The 22443-nt window shown below is 40.9% G+C and carries 15 protein-coding genes; 8 read left to right on the plus strand and 7 right to left on the minus strand.

The annotated features are described in order from the left end of the window. Positions 1-68 precede the first annotated feature (68 nt). The 4 genes from JWR61_RS16215 to JWR61_RS16230 all read left to right on the plus strand — a co-directional run bounded on the left by JWR61_RS16215 (position 69) and on the right by JWR61_RS16230 (position 3807). Entirely contained in the window at positions 69-413 is a 345-nt protein-coding gene (locus JWR61_RS16215; protein ID WP_301928797.1) for a hypothetical protein, read from the plus strand. 135 nt (positions 414-548) lie between these two features. Further along, entirely contained in the window at positions 549-2156 is a 1608-nt protein-coding gene (locus tag JWR61_RS16220) for a GMC family oxidoreductase (RefSeq protein WP_301928798.1), read from the plus strand. A 126-nt stretch (positions 2157-2282) separates the two neighbouring features. Beyond that, positions 2283-2852 carry an RDD family protein gene (locus tag JWR61_RS16225; RefSeq protein ID WP_301928799.1) on the plus strand — a complete coding sequence of 190 codons (570 nt, stop codon included), beginning with the start codon at positions 2283-2285 and terminating at the stop codon, positions 2850-2852. A 142-nt stretch (positions 2853-2994) separates the two neighbouring features. Further along, the gene (locus JWR61_RS16230; protein WP_301928800.1) at positions 2995-3807 is read left to right on the plus strand and encodes a DUF695 domain-containing protein; all 813 of its coding nucleotides are present in this window, start codon (positions 2995-2997) and stop codon (positions 3805-3807) included. Between the two features lie 62 nt (positions 3808-3869). Here JWR61_RS16230 and JWR61_RS16235 read toward each other — a convergent pair whose 3' ends face one another. The 6 genes from JWR61_RS16235 to JWR61_RS16260 form a co-directional block, all read right to left on the minus strand. Then, positions 3870-6416 carry a DUF5686 family protein gene (locus tag JWR61_RS16235; RefSeq protein WP_301928801.1) on the minus strand — a complete coding sequence of 849 codons (2547 nt, stop codon included), beginning with the start codon at positions 6414-6416 and terminating at the stop codon, positions 3870-3872. A 337-nt stretch (positions 6417-6753) separates the two neighbouring features. Then, entirely contained in the window at positions 6754-7503 is a 750-nt protein-coding gene (locus JWR61_RS16240; RefSeq protein ID WP_301928802.1) for an SDR family NAD(P)-dependent oxidoreductase, read from the minus strand. 35 nt (positions 7504-7538) lie between these two features. After that, a complete protein-coding gene (locus tag JWR61_RS16245) occupies positions 7539-8945 on the minus strand; it encodes an efflux transporter outer membrane subunit (protein WP_301928803.1) in 1407 nt (468 codons plus the stop codon). A 363-nt stretch (positions 8946-9308) separates the two neighbouring features. Next, positions 9309-12473, minus strand: a complete 3165-nt coding sequence (locus JWR61_RS16250) for an efflux RND transporter permease subunit (RefSeq protein WP_301928804.1) — start codon at positions 12471-12473, stop codon at positions 9309-9311. Between the two features lie 227 nt (positions 12474-12700). Beyond that, on the minus strand, positions 12701-13876 hold the full coding sequence (locus tag JWR61_RS16255; RefSeq protein ID WP_301928805.1) for an efflux RND transporter periplasmic adaptor subunit: 1176 nt from the start codon (positions 13874-13876) through the stop codon (positions 12701-12703). Positions 13877-14150: 274 nt separating this feature from the next. Next, complete coding sequence (locus JWR61_RS16260; protein WP_301928806.1) at positions 14151-14747, minus strand: TetR/AcrR family transcriptional regulator; 597 nt, start codon at positions 14745-14747, stop codon at positions 14151-14153. Between the two features lie 218 nt (positions 14748-14965). On the opposite strand from JWR61_RS16260, the gene JWR61_RS16265 reads away from it, so the two are divergent. Genes JWR61_RS16265 through JWR61_RS16280 form a run of 4 tightly spaced genes read left to right on the plus strand, consistent with a single transcriptional unit; the run spans position 14966 to position 19761 of the window. Then, positions 14966-16039 (plus strand): DNA cytosine methyltransferase, encoded by a 1074-nt coding sequence (locus tag JWR61_RS16265; protein ID WP_301928807.1) that lies wholly within the window; start codon positions 14966-14968, stop codon positions 16037-16039. A gap of 3 nt (positions 16040-16042) precedes the next feature. After that, positions 16043-17107 carry a hypothetical protein gene (locus tag JWR61_RS16270; protein WP_301928808.1) on the plus strand — a complete coding sequence of 355 codons (1065 nt, stop codon included), beginning with the start codon at positions 16043-16045 and terminating at the stop codon, positions 17105-17107. Further along, the gene (locus JWR61_RS16275; protein ID WP_301928809.1) at positions 17097-18869 is read left to right on the plus strand and encodes a hypothetical protein; all 1773 of its coding nucleotides are present in this window, start codon (positions 17097-17099) and stop codon (positions 18867-18869) included. The genes JWR61_RS16270 and JWR61_RS16275 overlap by 11 nt, the downstream gene beginning before the upstream one ends. After that, positions 18859-19761, plus strand: a complete 903-nt coding sequence (locus JWR61_RS16280) for a hypothetical protein (RefSeq protein WP_301928810.1) — start codon at positions 18859-18861, stop codon at positions 19759-19761. Before JWR61_RS16275 ends, JWR61_RS16280 begins: the two co-directional genes overlap by 11 nt. 43 nt (positions 19762-19804) lie before the next feature. Here the strand turns inward: JWR61_RS16280 and JWR61_RS16285 are convergent, their stop codons facing one another. Then, positions 19805-22249 carry a TonB-dependent receptor gene (locus JWR61_RS16285; RefSeq protein WP_301928811.1) on the minus strand — a complete coding sequence of 815 codons (2445 nt, stop codon included), beginning with the start codon at positions 22247-22249 and terminating at the stop codon, positions 19805-19807. Positions 22250-22443 lie beyond the last annotated feature (194 nt).

Consider the following 22443-nt stretch of genomic DNA (forward strand, 5'->3'; position numbering starts at 1 on the left):
ACGATGCGCTGTAACATACTCACCACTGACCACTCTACATTCACCAACCCACTGACTAAAAAAATAAAATGAACAAAATACAAATATTGGTAATCGGCAGGGATGCAGACATTCTGCAAACCGTGGTCCGGTTGGTTAATAAAAATGAAGAATGGAATGCTACCGGAACAAGTGAAGACGAGGCAGCCATTGAACTGTTTCACCAGCATCCATATGATTTAGTACTGCTTGGTGGCGGCATTGAAAATGATAGCGAACTTAAATTGCGCAAGATCTTTACACTGCAAAATCCTAACATAAAAATCATTCAGCACTGGGGCGGAGGCAGTGGCTTGCTGGAAAATGAAATACATTCAGCACTGGAAAATAACGAAGGTGGCAACTTTAATATTCTTGACAATCCTTTTAGTTGATTGTTGGATGCTTCTTTAACAAGGCGCAGCAGAAAATGCTGCGCCTTTCTTTATTAAAGCTCATAATATTTGTACTTTACAGGCACTTGCCACATCTCCTTTTATAACCCGGCATGGACTTTTAAAATGATCGCTATGCTGTATGATTACATTATTATCGGTGCCGGAAGTGCTGGTTGTGTGCTGGCTAACCGGCTATCCGCCGACCCTGCAAATAAAGTCTTGCTGGTAGAAGCCGGCGGTCCGGATAAAAAAATGGAGATCCATATTCCGGCAGGCTATATCAAACTACACCGCAGTAAGGCAGACTGGAATGGTTACTGGACCGAACCGCAGGAGCACGTGTTAAACCGGAAAATTTATTTACCAAGAGGCAAAGTGTTGGGCGGTTGCAGCTCCACCAATGCAATGGCATATGTGAGGGGCAATAAAGCAGATTACAACGATTGGGCTGCGCTTGGTAATGAGGGCTGGAGTTATGACGATGTACTTCCCTATTTTAAAAAATCAGAAAATAATGAAGACCTGTTGAACGATTACCACGGGCAACAGGGTGAGCTGACTACCGGCTTCGCCAAACGTTTTAAAACTCCTTTTGCCAGCGCCTTTATAAAAGCCTCCATGCAATGTGGCTTCGCAGAAAACAATGATTACAACGGTGCGCAAATGGGAGGCGTTGGTCCATTTCAATTTAATATTAAAGACGGCAAAAGACAAAGCTCGGCAGTGGCCTTTTTAAAGCCTGCAATGAACAGAAAAAACCTCGTTGTTTTAACCAATGCGCACATCAAAAAAATTATCCTTCAACAGCATAAAGCGGTTGGCGTGGAGTTGATGACAGGTAACAATTCTACCCAAGAAATAAAGGCCGCTAAAGAAGTCATACTATCAGCAGGTTCCTTTGCCTCGCCGCAATTATTAATGCTTTCAGGCATTGGAGATAAAGATGAATTAAAGGAATTGGGTATTGATTGCTTACATCCATTACCCGGCGTTGGAAAAAATTTACAGGATCATCTTTTTTATCCTGTTAGTACGCTGGCCAGGCAGCAGCTTGGGCAAAACCATCACCTGCAGCCATTGCATCAACTGAAGGACTTGCTGCAATACCTGGCTTTTAAAAAAGGTCCGTTAACCATTGGCCCATTGGAAGCGGTAGCTTTTGGCAGTACAAACCAAAGTCCCGGCCGCGTAGATTACCAGTTGCATTTTGCTTCTTTCCAGGTGGGCAATCAATACAATGTAGATTTTTATGATGCAAAAACATTTCCTGCTGACAACGATGGTTATAGCATTTTGCCCACATTACTAAGGCCCCAGAGCCGCGGCTATGTCAGCTTGCGCAGCAACAATCCATTCGACTTCCCGATTATACAACCCAATTTTTTAAGTGCAGAAGCAGATAAAAAATTGCTGATAGCAGCCGGTAAAAAAGCCATCGAAATAATGGCCGCTGCTGCATTTGATATCTACCGCAAAGAACTGCTTTACCCACCGGATTGCAGCAGTGATGAAGCCATTTTACTGCACATACAAAAAAGTGTAGAGACTGTGTATCACCCCGTTGGCACCTGTAAAATGGGCAAGGATGAAATGGCTGTTGTAGACAATAGCCTCCGGGTACACAACATCGAAAACCTGCGGGTAGTGGATGCCTCTGTGATGCCAACAATTGTATCGGGTAACACAAACGCCCCTGTGTATATGATTGCAGAAAAAGCAGCTGATATGATACTGCAATAACATGCTGCTCTCATGAAAAGTACTCAAATAAAACATGGATGCAATAAATAAAAGTAGTTTGAGTTTTAATGAATATTTTCAACAGCCTTTCTTTCAAAACGATTGTTCAATAATTAAACCATCCCTATGTTACAAGCAACAGAAAATGTATTAAATGAGTTTGAAGAAATTCCTTCGTCTTATGGAACTTTTAAAGACCGTGTATTTGCATTGCTTATTGACGGCCTCGTTCTACTTCCTATATCTATTATTATCTGGCTTGATAAGACAACCTGGAAAAGTCAATTGGTATTAATTATCGTGGCTTTGATACAAGTATTATACAAGCCCTTTTGTGAATATAAGTACGGCGCAACCATCGGAAAAAGGGCGATGAAACTGATTGTAGTAGACAAAAGCTTTTTAAAAGCCGGTTTAAAAGAAGTAGTGATACGAAATATCTTCAACATCGTTTGGGGGATCTTTTTTTCCGGTATTACATTGCTTGTTTTTAGAACCGCAGCTTTTGCATCGGTTAATTCTAACGCCGAATTCACGCTCTTGCAGAATAAAGTATTTAATATCAATCCCTACCTGGTTGTTTATTGTATGTTGATTATAGCCGAGATTATTTTTATACTATCAGATAACAGCAGGCGGGCCCTTCATGACAGGTTGGGTGGCACTTTTGTTGTTAAACATGCTGACCTCAATTAATAATTTACCAAAAGAAAACAGTTAATGCCGAATAAATTTTGCGGCAGCAGCCTCCATTAAATTACCCTCCTTCGTGTGCCGTGGTGCGCCAGATAATACAAACTGAAATATTCCGTTATACTCATTCACCCGGTATCAAACTATGATTAAATCATACCTTATTTTAACTGTATTTGTAACGTTGGCGTTCAACGCATTCTCGCAGGAAGATGTTTGGGATGTTTATTTGACGGAGCACGAAAAAGGCACGGGATCTACATTAGTAAATATGTCTTTAAAGGACGCAGCGCCTATGCTGCGGTTACCCTACCTGCTTACAACCGGGGTAAGTTTAAACATTTGCAGTCCACACGGACTGCCGGAAAAAGAAGAGTTCAATACGCTTTACCAAATTTCCGATACAGTAAAAGCTGCGCTGAATACAAGATTGAGGGCGGTGGCGGCAGGCACGTTTTCTTACCAGTGCAAAAGAATTGATTATTATTATTTACCAGATACAACAGGCATACGCAAGTTGCTGGAGACGGCCTACAAAAAAAATTTCCCCGGGTATCAATACCACATCAATATAAAAAACGACGCTGATTGGAAAGTGTATCTCGACTCTTTATTTCCAGACGAGGAGCACCTTGACCAGCTCACCAATCAAAAAGTAATTCTTAATTTAACCGATGCGGGTGATGATTTAAGCAAACCACGAATGGTTGATCACTGGTTGTATTTTAAAACCGATGCGGAAAGAAGTAGTTTTATTCCGTACGGTGTAAAGGAAAAATTTAAGATTGCTAAAAGCTTCTCGCCTAATACAAGACTTACTTACCAGCTGCAATTGTCCCGCACAGACAAAGTTGATCTTGCTTCCATTTCACTCATTACATCCACACTCAGAAAAAAAGCCACCGAACTGCATGGTCAGTACGATGGCTGGGAAACGGTAGTTATCAAAAAGAAATAATTATTTTTTCATACCCCGAAAAAGTATTTATTGCAGCAAACATTTATTGCCGCAGATGTCAATTAAAAATCAAATTTCACCCGGCTTCTTATACCCCATTGTGAAACACCGGGGTTATCCAGGTACGTTAATCTTTTAACCAGGTCAACCCTGAACAGTTTAAAAATATTGGCAAGGCCAACACTTACTTCCACATAAGGCTTGCTGTTTAAAGCATAAGTTGTGGATGTACCGGTGGTATTGTTCTTGGGAAAATCCAGGTAAGATTGCATGGTTGACGGATTGTTTTCATCCCGTACACCTCCATACAAAATTTTCGCACTTGCCACTTCCCGCAGTTTTAATTTTTTTACCAGTGGAATTTTATTCAGAATAAAACCATTGAAATAATAATCCATGTTGGCAGAAGCATAATGGTCGCTGATAAACTCCAGTGCATTCATCAGGTTAAACGAATTAAGCTGGTAGGCATAGGTTTGATTGGCCCGGTGAATGGTGAGCAAAGGGTAAGGCAGTTTACCAAAAATATACCCGCCTTCGGCAGAAAAATCAGCATAACCCAATTGTGAAAAATACACCCGTTTAAAAATATTCAGGTTCAGGTTATGGTAATTGTATTCGCTGTTGAACAGGCCTTTTATACCGGCGATATAACGCAGTTTAAAAATCGGGTACTTATTAAAAATCGGGATGCGGTATACCTTGCCCTGGTAAAATTGTTCATGCGGCGCCCAGCGTAACTCAGCAGATAATTCGGTGGTGGTAATGTCTTTTACAGTCACCAATTCATTGTTCACCGTCTTGTCAAAAGTGATGGCTCCTGCGGGTGATTGTTTCCAGTTTTTAAATCCAAACGTGTAGGAAATATTTTTACCAAACTCCCGCACATACTCTGCTTTAAAAATATTGTTGTATAAAAATTTATCGTTGTCGCCTCTTTTAAAAGAGAGTAAAAAATTATCTTCCTGCACAAACTGTAATTCCTGTCCCGGTATTTTTGTATCGTATTGGTAACTCAGTTTTACATAGTTCATCGGGAAAGTATAGATCGATTTTTTATTCAGCGAATACGCTGTTGACAGAAAATATTTTGTCTTCTGATCTTTAAATCCGTAAGCCAGGTAATTCTCCAGGTAGATGCGTTTGCTAAAGTTCGGTGTGGTTCTGCCACCTGCCCTTATCCTAAAACCTTCCACCGGGTTAAAACTATAAAAGGCATTTACCGGACCAACTTCATACCCACCAAAATTTTTGTAACCAGCAAGCACCAACGTGGCGATATCCATAAAGCGCCTATACGATTTCATGTTCTGCAGGCTGTCAATATTGCTGTACACTTTTGCTTCAATGGCGGTCAACGGTTGGTGACGATTGGTCGTCCAAAAACTATCAGTTCCGGCAGGTCGTTCATCACCTGGATCCAATTCCCTTCTCTTATAAATGCTATCCGCAGCAGGTTGATTCACAACAAAGTTTTTAAAAGAAACAGTACGTTCGCCCATAATACCACCATCTGAATTTTTACTAAAAGCAAATTCAGCCAGCATATTACTCATTGCAAGATGGTATCTCCCATCCACACCTTTTTCAAAATCCTGTTTAATCCGCAAGCCTCTTGTCCAGTTAAGGTTGGCGTTTTTACTTACGCTCATGTTGAGCTTTTGCACGGCATAATTTCCATCCAGCGTAACGTACAAAGTACCCTTAAATAAAAGGTCGCTGGTGTTGCGGGGCATAAAGTTTAAACGCACCAGTTGAACGCCGTCTTCCTGCACCGTATCACGGATATAAAACCTATAAAAAGTCGGAGCCGAACCGGCTACGGGGCTTAAAAACTGGTTGGTTAAAATGGTAATATTATTTTCATACACATCAATATCCGCGTACAGTTTATTTACATAACTGCTGATACCATTGTTATCTACAAACTCACCGAAATTTACTTTTTTCTGACCGGTGATAAAGGTCTTTTGCTTGTCAGGATTTTTACGGAAATATTTATCCGATAAAGTTTCTTCCAGGTAAACCGGTACCAATGCTTTGCCCGCAACCTTATCTGTATCCTGGTTATCCAAAATAAAAACATAGTTTTTCAGCAGCTTATTTTTCATCAGCTTCTCCGGCTTGTTGGTAAGCGACAGTTCCATTTTTTCATACTGCTGGTACTGCACAAAATCATAGGCGCTGATCCTGTTCTTGTCTTTATTGTCAATCACTTTACGGATCAGTTCCACAGCCGGATTATCCTTGTTGCTGTACTTGCCTCTTTTTGTTTTTATCACCACGGCGTTCATCACCGGCTGTTCCATTTCAATGTCCAGCACCGTTTCTTTGCCTGCTTCTACCTCCTTTACTATTTTTTTATAGCCACCATAAGAAAACTCCACCTGTGTTAATTTGCTGTTGATGGTACTCAATTTGTAACTGCCATCTTCTGCACTGGAGATGCCTTTGCCGCCTTTAAAATACACGCTCACAAATGGCATCGGCTGATGCGTAGCGCTGTTGGTAATTGTACCTTTTATGACAGTTTGTGCCCTTGCTATATTTGTTGCTGATGCCAGTATTACAAGCACCAGTAAAAAAATAATTTTTGTAAAATTTTTCATTGCTAATTTATTTGTTGTTTGAAGCCCTGTTTAAAACTTACAGTACAGCTTACTTTTCAGCATTGCGATGCCGTATTACTTTTCAAATGGCTTTCACTAAATCCTTCCGCACCTTCCTATTGCAACCGATCTGCCGGTTCACTTTTCTAACTCTTCTCTTTATTACAAAATCAAATTTGTACCATTTATTTATCCTTAAAAATGCCTTCGTGCCTGAGCCGTACAATTAGCTGCCTGAAGCGTCCGGGAAGCGGAATGAGTTGTTCACCCTTTTGCTTTTTATTCTAAATAGTAAGTAAAGCATCCCTTAAAAAGAGATGCTTTACTTTACGCCTCACTATCTCAATCCACCAGAAACATTGATCTTTTCTCCATTTACCCAACCGGCATCATCCGATGCAAGAAACACGGCTACTTTAGCAATATCATTCGGCTGACCGATTCTTCCGAGTGGCGTGCCGGCTACCATTTGTGTTTCAAAATCGCTGCCGATGATGCCTGCAGTATGCGTGCCTTCTGTCTCTACGCCTCCCGGTGCTATTGTATTGAAACGGATTTTTTTACTGCCCAGTTCTTTAGACAAAGCCACTGCAATGGTATCCACGGCACCCTTGGTGGCAGAGTATACAACAGAGTATGCCGGAGGATTGCTGCTCACCACCGAACTGATGTTGATGATGCTGCCGCCATTGTCGCCAAAATCTTCCACCGCCTGCTGTGTAGCCAGGATGGTACCCAGTACATTGGTGTTAAACTGGCGGTGAAATTCTTCTTCCGTAACTGTTTCCAGTCCGCCAAATTGAAACACACCGGCATTGTTTACCAGGATATCAATTTGACCGTACGCTTCTTTTGTTGCTTTAAATAATTGCTTTACATCTGCTGCTATGGCAACACTTCCCTGCACCGCCAAAGCTCTTCCGCCGTTGGCAACAATTTCATTTACTACCCGTTCTGCACCTGCTTTGTCAGATGAATAATTTACTACTACCGATGCGCCTTCGCTGCCATAGGCTTTTGCAATACCGGCACCAATTCCTTTTGAAGCGCCTGTTACGATGGCTACTTTGTTTTTTAATTTTGACATGTTCTTGATTTTATATTTTAATTAAATTTTGATTGTTAATTCCAGCCGCCGCCCAATGCCCGGTATAGTTCTACTACTGCGCTCAGCTGCTCTTTTTTAAGTGCTGCCAGTTCCAGTTCGCCCTGCAATGTGTTGCTCTGTGCGGTGATTACTTCGAGGTAAGTGGCCATACCATTTTTAAATAAAAGATCTGCATTCGATATGGCTTGCTGCAGGGTGTTGACCCTTGTAGTGGCAACGGTTTCCTGCTCTTTAAGTTTGGTTGTTTTTACCAGTGCATCCGATACTTCGCCTACGGCATTGAGTACCGATTGCCTGAACTGTATCACTGTTTTTTCTCTTTCGACTTTCGCCAGTTCGTACTGCGTTTTTAATTGCTTGCGTTGAAACAAAGGCTGGGTGATACCGCCCAATGCAGTTCCAAATAAAGACGCAGGAATATTGAACCAGTTGCTCGCTTTGAAAGAATTTACACCACCCGCCGCAGTTATGGTGAGCGATGGATACAGGTTAGCTTTTGCAATACCGGTGTTGGCATTGGCAATAGTCAATGCCAGTTCATACATTTTTACATCCGGCCGGCTGCTTACTAACTGAGACGGAACACCCGATGAAATATTTTGAGCCGCGACAATATTTTTTAATTCGCTGCTGCGTTCGATGGCCGCCGGCACCACACCGGTTAAAACACTCAAAGCGTTTTCCTGGATGGTGATGGTCTGTTGCAAAAGGGGAATCAATTGTACTGCCACCAGTCGTTGCGCTTCGGCCTGTTGAACGCCCAAAGCCGTTACCTGGCCTGCATTGTATTGCAGCTGGATGATCCGTAAAGTACTGTCATTGAGCAACACATTTTTTCGGGCAATGGCGAGCTGTGCGTCCAGCATCAGCAGGTTGTAATAACCTTTTGCTACGTCTGCTACCAGGTTTGTCTGGATGGCTTTTCTTGCTTCGGCTGTTTGCAAATAAGTGGCCAGCGCTTTTGCTTTTTGGTTTTTTATTTTTCCCCAGATATCGGCTTCCCAGGAAAGCGCCAGGCTGGCACTGTAATCTTCTACATACGATTTGCCGAGAAACTGGCTCAGGCTCAACCCATTTAAACTATTGTCTGATGGCCGGTTGATGCTGGCACCAATCTGCAAATTGGCAGCAGGCAGGTTACCCAATTTTGTTTGTTTTACAATCAGCTGCGCCGCTTCGATATTTTTTACTGCAACCTGCATATCGTAGTTATTGCTGATGGCGCTGTCAACCAGTTTTTGCAAAGCCGCATCGGTAAAAAATGTTTTCCATTGAATGGTGGCGATGTTTGCGGTGTCCTCCGTTCCATTTCTGAATGCCGCTGGTGTTGTATTGACTGGAGTTGAAATATCTTTTGATACGGTACATCCGCTTAATAGCAGCAGGAATGCTGCGGTGTATGTGATGATTCTTGTTATCATTTTTTATTTTTTATTTTTTTAAACGGGCTATTGTGCTTGCTTCAACATTGTTGTGTCACTCACTTGTACTTTTATAGCTTTATTGAGCAAGCCTTCGCTTCATTTACGCTTCTTTAAAATTGTTATAGTCGCCTCCTCAGCCGGCGGGCTGCGTCACCGGAACGTCGCTGCTTTTTCCCCTTTGAAAATATGCTACGCATTTTTTTCAATTCCGACTGTGTCGGAACCGGAGAAAAAGAGGCGACTTATCCGGTGACTGTGTTCAATTCGAAGGCCGACTCGAAGAGCATCCATTTATTCAAATGACCTTATATGCCTCTCTCTGCTTTTTGCTTTCTGCTTTTGGCTTTCTGCCTTCTGCCTTTATCCTATCGCCGGTGTTACCGCTGTGTTTGGTGCATCTTTTACTACTGTCTTCTTACTCACCACCCTTTCCTGCAGCGATTGAAAGACCACGAACAAAACCGGGATGATGAAGATGCCCAGCAACACGCCTGTAAGCATGCCACCGACTGCACCTGTACCAATGGAACGGTTGCCCATGGCGGATGCACCGGTGGCTCTTACAAGTGGTATTAAGCCTGCAATAAAAGCGAAGGACGTCATAAGGATGGGCCTTAACCTTAACCTGGCTGCTTCAATTGCAGCAGCTGCAATGGTAAGCCCGGCCTTTCTTCTTTGCACGGCGTACTCAACAATCAGGATGGCATTTTTTGCCAGCAAACCTATCAGCATGATGAGGCCGACCTGTACATAAATATTATTTTCTATGCCCGCCATGTTGATGAAAGCGAACGTGCCCAGCAAGCCGGTTGGTACTGATAAAATAACGGCCAGCGGAAGAATATAACTTTCGTATTGCGCTGCCAGCAGGAAGTAAACAAACACCAGCGACATGATAAATATCCAGGTGGTTTGTGAGCCCGACTGCTGCTCTTCTCTTGTCAAGCCGCTCCACTCGTAGGCATAACCACGGGGCAAATAATTAGCCGCTACTTCCTCTACTGCTTTCAATGCTTCGCCGGAACTATAGCCCGGTTTGGGTATACCATTAATGGTAACTGCATTGAACAGGTTGTTCCTGGTGACTGTTTCCGGACCGTATACTTTTTCTAAATTGATCAGTGTTTTTACCGGGATCATTTGTCCTGCATTGTTCTTTACATTGACTTCATTCAGCGTGGAGGGATCAACACGGTAGGCAATGTCACTTTGCATAATGACTTTATATTGTTTACCAAAGCGGTTGAAATCAGATGCCTGGTAACTGCCGTAATACACCTGTAATGTCTGCAGCAATTCGCTGATAGAAACGCCCAGTTGTTTTGCTTTGGCTTCGTCTATGTTTACTTTGTATTGCGGGTTGCCCGTGTTGAAAGTGGTGAAGGCATACATGATTTCCTTGCGTTTCATCAATTCACCAATAAAGCCATAAGCCGTGCTGCTCAGGTCTTCCAGCTTGCCGCCGTGCCTGTCCTGCAGCAATACTTCAAAACCATTGGTGTTACCAAAACCTTGTACCGTTGGTAAGGTAAATGTGAATAAATCCGCGGCTGAGATGATGGATAATTTTTGATTGACTTCCGCCAGAATTTTATTGATGTCTTCTGTTTTGCCCCTGGTGCCAGGCTTTTTTAATTTTACAAATGCCAGTGCGCTGATGGGGCTGGTGGCATTGGTGATGATATTCATACCCGCTACGCTGTATGATTTTTCTACTGCTTCCACTGTGGCGATAATGCTGTCAACTCTTTCAACTACTTTCTTTGTTCTTTCCAGGGAAGCACCGGCAGGCATGTTCAGCGAATACAAAAAGATACTCTGATCTTCTGTCGGGATAAAACCTGTAGGTGTTTGTTTTACCAAAAACACCGTGCTGATGGTAATGATTACCAAACCTGCAAGAGCGATCCATTTTGTTTTTATTAAAAACTGCAGGCTGTTGCTGTAGCGGTTGGTGAGGTTGCTAAAGCCCGCATTAAAGGCGCCGTAAAATCTTTCTTTAAATCCTTTTTTTGTTTCGCCCGGCTGGTGGTTGTTCTTTAAAAACAAAGCTGCCAGGGCCGGACTTAATGTAAGCGCATTCAATGCAGAAATTAAGATGGCGATGCCCAGTGTAAAACCAAACTGTTTATAGAAGATACCGGCGGGGCCTTTCATAAAACCAACGGGAACAAACACAGCAGCCATTACCAGTGTGATGGAGATGATGGCGCCGGATATTTCACCCATACTTTTAATGGTAGCTTCCCGGGCGGGTAAGTGCTCATTCTCCATTTTTGTATGCACCGCTTCTACCACTACGATGGCATCATCCACCACGATACCGATGGCCAGTATCAAAGCAAATAATGTAAGCAGGTTGATGGTGAAACCAAACAGCTGCATAAAAAAGAAAGTGCCCAAAATAGCGACTGGTACTGCAATAGCAGGGATGAGCGTTGAACGAAAATCCTGTAAGAAAAGGAATACCACGATGAAGACGAGTATGAAAGCTTCTATCAACGTGTGCTTCACTTTTTCAATAGAAGCATCTAAAAATTCTTTGGAAGAATAAGGCACAAATGTGTTAATACCCCGGGGTAAATTCTTGTTTACGCCGTCCATTATTTTATTTACTTCAGTAAGAATATCGTTGGCGTTGGAGCCTGCAGTTTGATAAATCAGGATACCTGTTGAAGGGCCTTTATCTACTTTGGCATCGGCAGTATAACTGAAAGATCCAAATTCCACACGGGCAATGTCTTTTAGTTTGATTGCCGCCCCATCATTGTTACTTTTAAGGATGATGTTTTCGTAATCTTCGTTGCGGTTAAGCTTGCCTTTGTATTTGATGACGTACTCAAAAGATTCCTTGCTGCCTTCACCGAATTTGCCGGGCGCTGCTTCCAGGTTTTGTTCTTTGATGGCTGCGAGCACTTCCTGTGCGGATAAATTATAGGCCGCCAGCCGGTCTGGTTTTAGCCAGATGCGCATGGCATAATCTTTTGACCCAAAGATGGTGGCTTGTCCTACACCATGCACTCTTTGTATTTCGGGTACGATATTAATCCGGGCATAGTTTTGTAAAAAGGCTTCATCATATGCACTGTCTTTGCTGTACAAAGCAATGGCCATGATAATGCTGTTTTGTTGCTTTTGTGTGCTCAGCCCGGCCTGCAATACTTCCGCAGGAATCAGGCTGGTGGCCTTTGCAACACGGTTCTGCACGTTTACCGAAGCAATGTCCGGGTCGGTGCCCGACTTAAAAAATACACTCAACGTCATGGTGCCATCGTTGTTGCTGTTGGAGGTCATGTAAGTCATGTTCTCCACACCATTGATCGCTTCTTCCAACGGCGTAGCTACCGAGCGGGCCACTACTTCCGCACTGGCGCCGGGATAAGCTGCAGTAACCTGCACGGCCGGTGGCGCAATATCCGGGAACTGTGTAATGGGCAATGATAACAGTGAAACGAGGCCGAGCAATACCAGCAGTATGGAAATAACCGTGGACAGTACCGGGCGTTCTATAAATTTTTGAAACATAATTAAAATTTGAAAAAAGGGCTCCCTCACCGCTCAAAATGGAGCGGTTTACAGAGTACTGTTTGGATGATGTGTTTTAAATTGTTAGTGTTGGTATCGAAAGGATATGAGTGACAACAGGTGATTTTTTTTACCACGTAGAAACATAGATAACATAGTTTTAAAATGCAGTTGCCTTATGTTTTTCTATGTGTACTCAATACCTATGGGGTTAAATGTTTTATGAATTAGTTTTTTGTTTGAGCTGCATCGTTCTTAGGAATCAATGTTGCCTGCAACACACTGTCTGCTGAAATATTTTGTGGTGTAATTACGGCACCGTCTTTCAGGCGTTGAATGCCACTGAATACTATCTTTTCACCGTTTGCGAGGCCCTTGCTTACCAAATAATTGTTACCGCTTTTGCCGCTTACATTTATTTGTTTGCTGGTTACTTTATTGCTGTCGCCAAGGGCGAAAACAAATACCTTATCCTGCATTTCAAAAGTAGATTCCTGCGGTACCAGTAACTGGTCCTGGTGTTGCGATGGAATGCGTATTTTGCCGGTGATGCCTGAACGTAACAACTTATCGTTGTTAGCAAACAATGCTCTAAAACTGATGGTGCCTGAGCTGCGGTCAAACTGGCCCTGAACCAATTCTATTTTTCCTTTGCTGTTGTAGATGGTATTGTCGGGCAACTGAAGGTCAACAGCAGGAATATGTTGTATTTTTTCTTCCGTTGATTTGCCTTCATAACCGGCAATAAATTGAAGGAAGTCAGCTTCGCTCATGGAGAAATAGGCGTGAACGCTATTTACTGCAGATACAACCGTAAGTGGCAACGTTTCACCCTTGCCGATAAGGCTACCCTGCTTAAAAGGAATGTGGCCAACATAGCCGCTAACCGGTGCTGTTATTAGTGTGTAGCCAACAGAAATATCTGCGCTTCCCTTGCCCGAGATGGCTTGTGCATGTTCCGCTTTGGCCGCATCCAGGTTGGCTTTGGCGGTTTTCAATTGTGTTTCTGCAATTACTTTATTTTCTACCAACGGCTTCAGACGGTCATATTCTACCTGGGCTTTTTCTATTGAAGCATTGGCTGATTGTACCGTGGCAGCAGCATTCCTGCTCAGCTCGCTATATTCCCTACTATTGATTTTAAACAGTGGCTGGCCCTGGTTTACATAAGTGCCTTCTTCCACATAAATCTTTTCCAGGTAGCCGCTTACCTGCGGGCGTATTTCTACATTGGTACTGCCTTCAATGGTGGCCGGATATTCCAGCCAGGTGGTGGCAGCACCGGCATTGATTTTTATAACGGGTAAAGATGGAGGCGCCGGCGTGGGGTTCATTGCCTGGCCTGCACAGGCGGCTAAAAATAAAACGCCTGCGTATAAAATGTAGGTGATTAGCTTGCTCATAACGTGTGTAAATTGTTTAACAGTGTTAAGTAATGAATTTAAAAAAAACAGTTTTTTTTATAACTGTCAAATGCGCTCAGCAAGGCGAAAATTTCCGGATCATTTCAGCCTGCTGTTGTTGTTTTCTCCTGATTTTTTTCTTTAAAAAACGATCAGTTGGGTGAAGGATTTGTTGTTGTTGTTTTGGGTTTGATAGTGGGTAATCAATTTCATTGTGTCGTTATAACGCAATTAAATCGTTTAACAGTGTTAAGTAACAAGGCAAAAAAAATGCTTATTTCATAGAGGCAATAATACCGCCGATGGCATCTTTTAAAACCTGTTTGTTCATTTCGTCCGATGTTAATTTACGGGTCATGTTGATGGAAATTAATCCGTGTACTACCGACCAGCAGGTGTAATATTTTGTGTCCACATATTCCTCCGTTCTTTTATCGGCCGGGATAATTTCTTCTATTTTATCCCAAAGCATATTCATGGGCTTCTGTATATCCGGACACATATTCTGCATAGCACAACAGTTGACTTCCACCCCGTACATTACCTGGTACAATTCCTTTTCTGCAAAGGCGAAATTCCAGTAAGCCAGCCACATCGCTTCCAATTGCTGCGCAGGGTCGCTGTGTTCGCTGATGGCTTGTTGCATCAGGTTGCCCAGCTTTACGTAGCCCTGCCGCGTAAGTTCGTTCAGGATGGCGTCCTTGTTGGCAAAGTATTCGTAGATGATCGGTGCAGTATATTCTATCTTATCCGCAATTTTACGCATACTCAACGCCTGCCATCCCTCTTCTTTTACAATATCAATAGATGCCGCCAGGATATTATTCCTCGTGTCATCTTTCAATCGTAAAATTCTGTCTTTACTGGCCATTTGTGGTTTACTCCTTTACAGCGGTTAAATAATCTAACACTGTTAAGCAAAGGTAATAGTATTTGAATTTAACTGCCAAATTTTTTTTTGGAAAGTTTTGTTAAGGAGAAATTTCCTTCAAATTAAATGGGTATGGCAAATTCGAATTAATGACATAAAAAATATTTTTTAATACTTACAAGGAGTTCTTGATATTTTCTTACATTACGCCCCTTTCGATGATAAAAAAAAACTTCATAGGCATTGATCTTTTTTCTGGAGCAGGTGGCATGTCCATTGGTGCAATTAGTGCGGGCGTGGATGTAAAAGTTGCTGTTGAAATTGATAAATATGCAGCTTTCACGTATCAAGCTAATCATCCCAACACTACCTTATTTAATGAGGATGTCCGCAGGGTTAAAATAAATGGTATTTGCCAGGCTGGAAAAAATGATATTAAAATATTATTTGGCGGTCCACCCTGTCAGGGATTCTCAACATCAAATCAAAAGACAAGAAATAAACTGAATGTAAATAATTGGCTGTTTAAAGAATATCTCCGACTAACAAAAGAACAAAATCCGGATTGGGTAATTGTTGAAAACGTAAAAGGAATTGTTGAAACCGAAAATGGTTTTTTCTTTGACAAAATAAATACAGAATTAAAAAAACTAGGCTATACGACCACTCATGCAATCCTTAATGCAGCGGATTATGGTGTTCCACAAATTAGGAATAGAGTCTTTATAGTTGGGTCATTGCATGGAATAAATTATGAGTTCCCAAAATCAACATCAAAAAAATATCTAACTGTAAGCGATGCGATTTCAGATTTGCCCCGACTTGAAAATGGAGCTAATACACACGAATTAGACTATCAAAATATAGCACAGAATAAATATCAGTTGTCCATCAGAAAACAATCAAAAAAAGCTGTTAATAATCTTGTTACTGCTAATGCCGATTTGATATTAAAACGGTATAAACATATTCCCCAAGGCGGAAACTGGGAAAATATCCCTGTCAAGTTGATGGGTAATTATAAAGATTATACAAGATGTCATACTGGAATCTATCATCGTTTAGTAGCAGACAACCCTTCTGTTGTAATTGGCAATTATCGAAAAAATATGTTGATACATCCAACAGAGGATAGAGGACTTAGCGTAAGGGAAGCCGCAAGAATACAATCTTTCCCAGATAACTTTCATTTTCATGGGAGCATTGGATTTCAACAACAACAAGTAGGGAATTCGGTTCCTCCACTTTTAGCAAAAGCAGTTTTTAAAAAAATTATAGAATCTACGTTTTAACCTATGGCTTGGACACTACAAGAGATTGAAGTCGCATTAGAAAAAAATCTGAAAAGGAAATTCAAACACTCCCCTGCAGAAGCAACCAAGTACTTTGGTTATTATACTTATGCCAGAGACACTTTAATTAGTGAAAAAATATTTGATGCAGTAGGATCTTTAAAAAAAGATTTATCTGACCATGGACAGGATCACATTATGAATGTTTTGGCTAACGCTGGAAAATTATTAGGGAAAGAAGTCGATAAAATGGATGCAATTCAATTGTATTTCATTTGTATGACAGTTCTCTTTCACGATGTCGGCAACCTAATTGCCAATAGAGAAACACATCATCAACATAATATTATCAGGGAGATTTACGACTACGTCCGAAATAAGGCAAAAGAATTTAGTGACGAAAGGATGCTTGTACCTGAAGTAGCGAGCAAGCATTCAGGAACTGCTGGTGATGGGTCCAAAGACACAATAAAGGAGTTGCATGAAGAGACTCCGTATTTATTTGAAACTCCCATTCACACTAAGATGACAGCAGCATTATTACGATTAGCTGATGAGATGGCTGAAGGGTATCATCGAACTTCAATTTACATGAACAAATATTACAATTATCCCTATGCAGAAAATTCTAAAATTTATCATAAATATGGAGAAATAGCAAGGCCATTTATTGATAGAAAGGGCAAAAGAATTGGAATTACATATTATTTCACGTTGTGTGCAAAAGATGGAATAATAACTGAAGAATCTCATAACGACTTCATAGAACTTTACTCGTTTACAATACGCAGGATGTTGAAAATTGAAGCCGAAAGAAAATACTGCAAGTATTATTGTGAATGGCTCTCCCCATTTAATAAAACCGATATTACTTTTAATTATTTTGTAGACAACGACACTAATGGAGAGATTAAATCTAAACAAGTCCGGTTAGACAATGCACAATTAGTCTTAAACGATTTGGTATTGCCAATAGACGAAACGCTCGAAAAATTTTTTAAAGAGAAAAGTTCGTATGAACCTGAAAATGTTTTTAATTCTATAAAGTCAGCATTCGATGAAAAGTAAAAGACCAACCAACCCATTTGAATACGAAGCCGCTGTAAATTTTGCAACAGATGAACTCATTGAATACTTTGTTGAGGATCATAATTACTCGAGATTTATTCAATCAGGGCGAAATATTTTTATTGTAGGTGAGAGAGGATGCGGTAAGTCAATGACTTTGCTTTACAATTCATATCAAAAGCAATTCCGTAAAGCTGCGAAGGATAAGGTCGCTTTCGATTATTCAAAACTAGGTATATATATACCTTGTACAAACGCCTTGTTTTTTAAGAAAGAATATGAACTAATAAATAACCCCTTTAAGGTTTCAGTTTTATCTGAACATTTCTTTGTTCTCGCAATCGCATTTGAATTATCTAATGTGCTATCAACAATTAGCGATATCTGCTCCGAAGAGGAAGAGCAAGTAATTAGACAAGATCTAGACTACATCTTGAATATCAAACTTCCCTCCGAGTTTTCAGTTTTCAAAGGGCTTGTAAAGTACTTTCAAAAACTAAACAGCGAAACACAAAACCAAATTAATAATAGTGAAGACAGTTTTAGTGATCGATGTGTTTCGTTTTACTCTCTTATCATTCCTTTAGTCAGGATAATTAAAAGTATTGACAAGTTAGATCACACACATTTTCTCTTGTTAATTGATGATGCCCATGATTTAAATTCTCACCAAATTAGGGCTCTTAATTCTTGGATCGCCTATAGAGACCACTCAGATTTTAGTTTTAAGGTTGCAGTTGCAAAAGTTCGCAAACATACCTACGTGACGGCAACAGGAAGTTCCATTTTGGAGGGACACGACTTTTTGAAGATTGACATGGAAAAACCTTTTCAAAATAAGTTCTCTGATTTTGGATTATGGGCAAAAGATATTATTGAAAGGAGGTTAGAAAAATACGGCGTTGGCAAAATTGAAGCGACAACATTCTTTCCAACAAATCCAAGTGTTGACCAGGATTTAATAAAATATAAGGAAATAGTTAAAAAGAAAGCCGAAGCTATTTATACAGATTTAAACGATCCGAAGCGTCAAAAGAAAATAGATGATTATGTTTATAAATATCACCGAGCTGAATACTTTCGTAATAGGCCTGCTAAAGCTAATTTGCCTCATTATGCGGGCTGGGAAACTGTAGTCCACCTATCAACCGGAGTTGTTAGAAATCTTCTTTACCCATGTTATTGGATGTACGACAAAGAGTATTCTACATTGCTTGATGAATTGAAAGAAGACAAGGAGAATATTAAAGTAAAACACATACGACCCTCATATCAAGACGAAGTGATAAAGGAAAAGAGTCAAGAATTATGGGATAGGATTAAAAATGACTTATTTAATAATATTCAGGATTGCTCAACAAAGCAAGGCATACAAATAAAAAGCCTATTTGACAATTTAGTGCTCCTTTTCAAAGAGAGACTTTCTTCGGAGGTTTCAGAGCCGAGGGCTATAATGTTTAGCATTTCTGCAATGGATAAACTAAACTCTGCACAAGCAAAAGAGCTGGAGGATTTACTTAGAATTTCTAAGGAAGCTCAAATTTTATATGACAGAGAATCAACAGCAAAGGATGCAGGAGAGAGAGAGACATATTATGTACCAAATAGACTTTTATTTCCAATAAGAGGATTGGATGTAGTTGGTCAACATGCAAGAGTTTCAATAAAAGCAATTGAGCTTTATAAAGCTGCAATTGATGGGAAAGCAATAAATTCAAAAGAAGTTTTATCTCAAAAAACATTGTTTGATCATGAAATGTGACATTTTAATCGCAGTTTTAAGTTGGGAGGAGAGATATATCAAGGGATTGGTAAAAAGTATTTCTGAATATAACCCAGATAAAGTTCTGTTGTTCAAATATGATAATCCGTTGACTGCTGAATGGAAAATGGATAATTATAAAATGACTAAACAACTTCTTGGGGATAAATTAGTAGAAGTTGAAATTAAAGTTCAAAGGCCCGAGGAAAATTGGTTCATTTTTTTAAAAATTTTCCATGAGAATTGTAAAGGAAAAAAAGTGGTGCTTGATTCGACGACCATGACACGGGAGGCAATCTGGTTATGTCTATATAACTGTAAAATAAATGGTTGCCAAGCGAATTATATATACTATACACCCAATGATTATTCAGGGGATTGGATAAGCCGTGATCCTGGTAAACCAAGATTATTATATAAGATGTCAGGTATTGCTAAACTTGGCGCACCTACCCTTTTACTTGTAACAACTGGCTTTGACCTCGAAAGATTGGATAGCTTAATTTATTGTTTCGAACCTAAACTGACAATGGTTTTTTTACCAAATAGTAATAATGAAAGAAATAGAGAAAACTCAAAGCGATGTAAAGATTTATTAAAAAGAAAATATAACATTGAACTCTTCTATGAGTATTCTCCATATGATACGGAAGCTTCATTTAAACTAATTCTTGAAAAACTACAGCAAGCGGAAAATGGTGGGACTGATAGTTATTTAGATACTCACAATATTATTTTTAATTCTTTAGGAGCAAAAACTTCAGCAATTACCCTCTTCAATATATGGCTAAAATATCCACAAGTTGCTCTAAGTTATATTCCTTCAAAAGAATATAATAAAGAATATTCAACTGGTATCGGTGAAAGTTATAGGGGTAAGATTGAGTTTTAATTCATCTATTCCCAACAAACTATTCCAACATCAAACAACCAACTCACTCCACCCGACCCTTCTCCTCATCAGAAGCATTGTCATTGTGTCTGCTCTTTCTTGCAAAGGTGGATTTGCCAAAACGCCAGGTAAAGGCAAGGCCCAACCGTTGTGTATCTGTTTCGGTAATTTGTAAATACTGCGCCTGTTTTACACCCACTGATTTGTTGTGATATACCCAGGAATGAAAAATATCATCGGCCGAAAGGCGAATACTGGCTTTGTCTTTCCATACCTTTTTTTGTACGGCTGCGTTCACCCGCACCATTCCGCTTGTAACTGCCTGGCCGTTCAAATCCCTGCTGGCGTAATACCCGCCAAAATCTGCACTCCAGCCATTGTTAAACCGCAGCTGGTTGAGCAGGTTGATGCGGGCTACATACACATTGGTGACCAGGTTTTCGGTATAGGCTTTTCCGTTCAGGCCCATGTGCGAAAGCAAGATGTCAAGGTTTAAGTTCCACCATTTGGCGGGTGCTAGTGAAAGACCGGAGTTTAATAAAATCATATAACCCATGGCAATATTTTGAGGCCGGGTAATAAAAATAGAATCAACAGCCTGCGTGGTTTGAAAGATCACATTGGTAAACCTGTTAAAACTTAAAGCGGTGCGAAAGAGTTGTTTGTGGGTGTATTTCAGTTCAAGCCGGTACTGGTATTGCGGATTCAGCATTGGGTTACCGGCACTGTAAGAATACTGATCCCTGAAAAATACAAAGGGATTCAGCAACTGGTAGTTGGGGCGGTTGATTCTTTTTACGGCCAGCAAATTCAATGTATTGTTACCGGCACTATCCAGTTTATAGCTGAAGTACATACTGGGAAATACACCGGTATAATTTTTACTGAAACTGCTGTCGCCTGCCACCCCATTGCCCAGCTGGTTGCCGCGAAGGTTCGTGTTTTCTATCCGAAGGCCAGACTGTACGCCCCAGCGCTGCCAGTTTTTTTGACCGTTTATATACAGCGCATTGATGTTTTCATGGTATTTAAAATGGTTGGACCGGCTGTAATCAATCACAGGTATTTCCAACATCCTGTCAAAATAATCCACCACATTATCGTTGTCAACTATCGATGATTTGATACCTGCTTCCAACTTTGCTTTGTTTTTAAACGGGTGCATATAATCTGCCTTGGCCGTATAAATATTGATGAACGATGGCAACAGGTATTGAAATTTAGTAGCCCCATTCAATGCGCCATCAGGCTGAAAGATAAAATTTTCGAGCAGCTGGTTGCCATCGGTTTTATAATGCAGGTAATTGATATCTCCCGAAAGCTCCCGTCCCTTCTCATTCAGCTTATGTACCACGCTGAGGTTGATGCTGCCATTTCTCCTGTTATCTCCGCCTGTGTTATTGCTGGCACTCACTCCCATCAGCTGATCATTTTTATTATAGTTATTACCGGCAGCACTAAACCAGCCATTTCTTTTTCCGTCATTAAAATTCAATACCACACCATAGGTTGTTTTTGGTGTGACTGCATAATCCAGCCCCAGGTTAATATTAGCGCCCTGATTGTTATATTGCTGGTTGTTTGATAAAGACACTACAGAATTTAACGTGCCTTCCGCAGTATAAAATTTACGGTCATACAAATCACTGGTGTAATTCTGCTCTTTATTGAAACCAATATTTGCAAACAGGTTTAGTTTTTTACGGTTGTAATTTAAATTTACCGCATCGTTTAAACGGGCATACCTGCCCGGCGAATAACCCATAGAAATGTTGCCTGTAAAGCCCGCCATCCTGTTTTTCTTCAACCGAATGTTGATGATGGCATTGCCGGCTGCATCATACCTTGCAGGCGGATTGTCCATCAACTCAATTTTATCCAGCACGCTCCCTGGCAGGGATTTTAAATAAGCCGCCAGATCCTGACCAGACATATAGGTTTGCCGCCCGTCAATCAACACCAATGCGCCCTGGCCGTTCAGGTTAATATCGTTGTTTACACCAATGGTAATGCCTGGCGTTTTCTCCAGCACTTCCAGTGTGTTGCTGGTGGCACTGCTGATCATCGCATCGACATTCACAATTGTTTTGTCAATTTGCTGTTCTATCAGCGGGCGCCTTGCCGTTACGGTCACCCCGGAAAGGTCGATGTTTTTTGCCGGCTGCAACACCAACGGCGGCAGCAGCATATCCTGGTGTGTACTATCCACCGTAAGCAACACGGGGTTATTTTGTTTTTGCCCAACAGTTGTAACTATCAGCCTGTAAGCGCCTTCTCCAATGCCGTTCAATCTAAATTTTCCATTGTCATTTGTAAGTGTTTCTTTTATGGTGGTAGAATCTTTTGTATTTACCAACCTTACTGTTGCTAACCTGATGAGTTCGTTTTTTGTATCGGTTACCGTACCCGCCAGGGTTATTCCTGCTGTTTGAGCACACATGGTAGTGGTAAGAAAGAGGAAGAATATAAACGTGCTGATACCTTTCATTCTTTTCTATTTTACTGAGTGTTGAAATAATGAGGATACAAATATTGCGGTCATCAGGCGGCCGGTAAAACAATTGTGTTGTACATTGTAAAACGGCTGACGGAATGCGGCTGAACGCGGTTGAATAAATTGGAAAGCCGGCACAAGCTTTCCGTCAGTGCAAAGGGCACATTCGTCACAGCAATTTATCCAAG

It is taken from the genome of Ferruginibacter sp., assembly GCF_028288465.1.
Classification (GTDB): Bacteria; Bacteroidota; Bacteroidia; order Chitinophagales; family Chitinophagaceae; genus Ferruginibacter.

Excerpts from the sequence above, each read along its gene's own strand:
- JWR61_RS16215 (WP_301928797.1), top strand. The coding sequence starts at position 69 with ATGAACAAAATACAAATATTGGTAATCGGCAGGGATGCAGACATTCTG.
- JWR61_RS16220 (WP_301928798.1), top strand. The coding sequence starts at position 549 with ATGCTGTATGATTACATTATTATCGGTGCCGGAAGTGCTGGTTGTGTG.
- JWR61_RS16225 (WP_301928799.1), top strand. The coding sequence starts at position 2,283 with ATGTTACAAGCAACAGAAAATGTATTAAATGAGTTTGAAGAAATTCCT.
- JWR61_RS16230 (WP_301928800.1), top strand. The coding sequence starts at position 2,995 with ATGATTAAATCATACCTTATTTTAACTGTATTTGTAACGTTGGCGTTC.
- JWR61_RS16235 (WP_301928801.1), bottom strand. The coding sequence starts at position 6,416 with ATGAAAAATTTTACAAAAATTATTTTTTTACTGGTGCTTGTAATACTG.
- JWR61_RS16240 (WP_301928802.1), bottom strand. The coding sequence starts at position 7,503 with ATGTCAAAATTAAAAAACAAAGTAGCCATCGTAACAGGCGCTTCAAAA.
- JWR61_RS16245 (WP_301928803.1), bottom strand. The coding sequence starts at position 8,945 with ATGATAACAAGAATCATCACATACACCGCAGCATTCCTGCTGCTATTA.
- JWR61_RS16250 (WP_301928804.1), bottom strand. The coding sequence starts at position 12,473 with ATGTTTCAAAAATTTATAGAACGCCCGGTACTGTCCACGGTTATTTCC.
- JWR61_RS16255 (WP_301928805.1), bottom strand. The coding sequence starts at position 13,876 with ATGAGCAAGCTAATCACCTACATTTTATACGCAGGCGTTTTATTTTTA.
- JWR61_RS16260 (WP_301928806.1), bottom strand. The coding sequence starts at position 14,747 with ATGGCCAGTAAAGACAGAATTTTACGATTGAAAGATGACACGAGGAAT.
- JWR61_RS16265 (WP_301928807.1), top strand. The coding sequence starts at position 14,966 with ATGATAAAAAAAAACTTCATAGGCATTGATCTTTTTTCTGGAGCAGGT.
- JWR61_RS16270 (WP_301928808.1), top strand. The coding sequence starts at position 16,043 with ATGGCTTGGACACTACAAGAGATTGAAGTCGCATTAGAAAAAAATCTG.
- JWR61_RS16275 (WP_301928809.1), top strand. The coding sequence starts at position 17,097 with ATGAAAAGTAAAAGACCAACCAACCCATTTGAATACGAAGCCGCTGTA.
- JWR61_RS16280 (WP_301928810.1), top strand. The coding sequence starts at position 18,859 with ATGAAATGTGACATTTTAATCGCAGTTTTAAGTTGGGAGGAGAGATAT.
- JWR61_RS16285 (WP_301928811.1), bottom strand. The coding sequence starts at position 22,249 with ATGAAAGGTATCAGCACGTTTATATTCTTCCTCTTTCTTACCACTACC.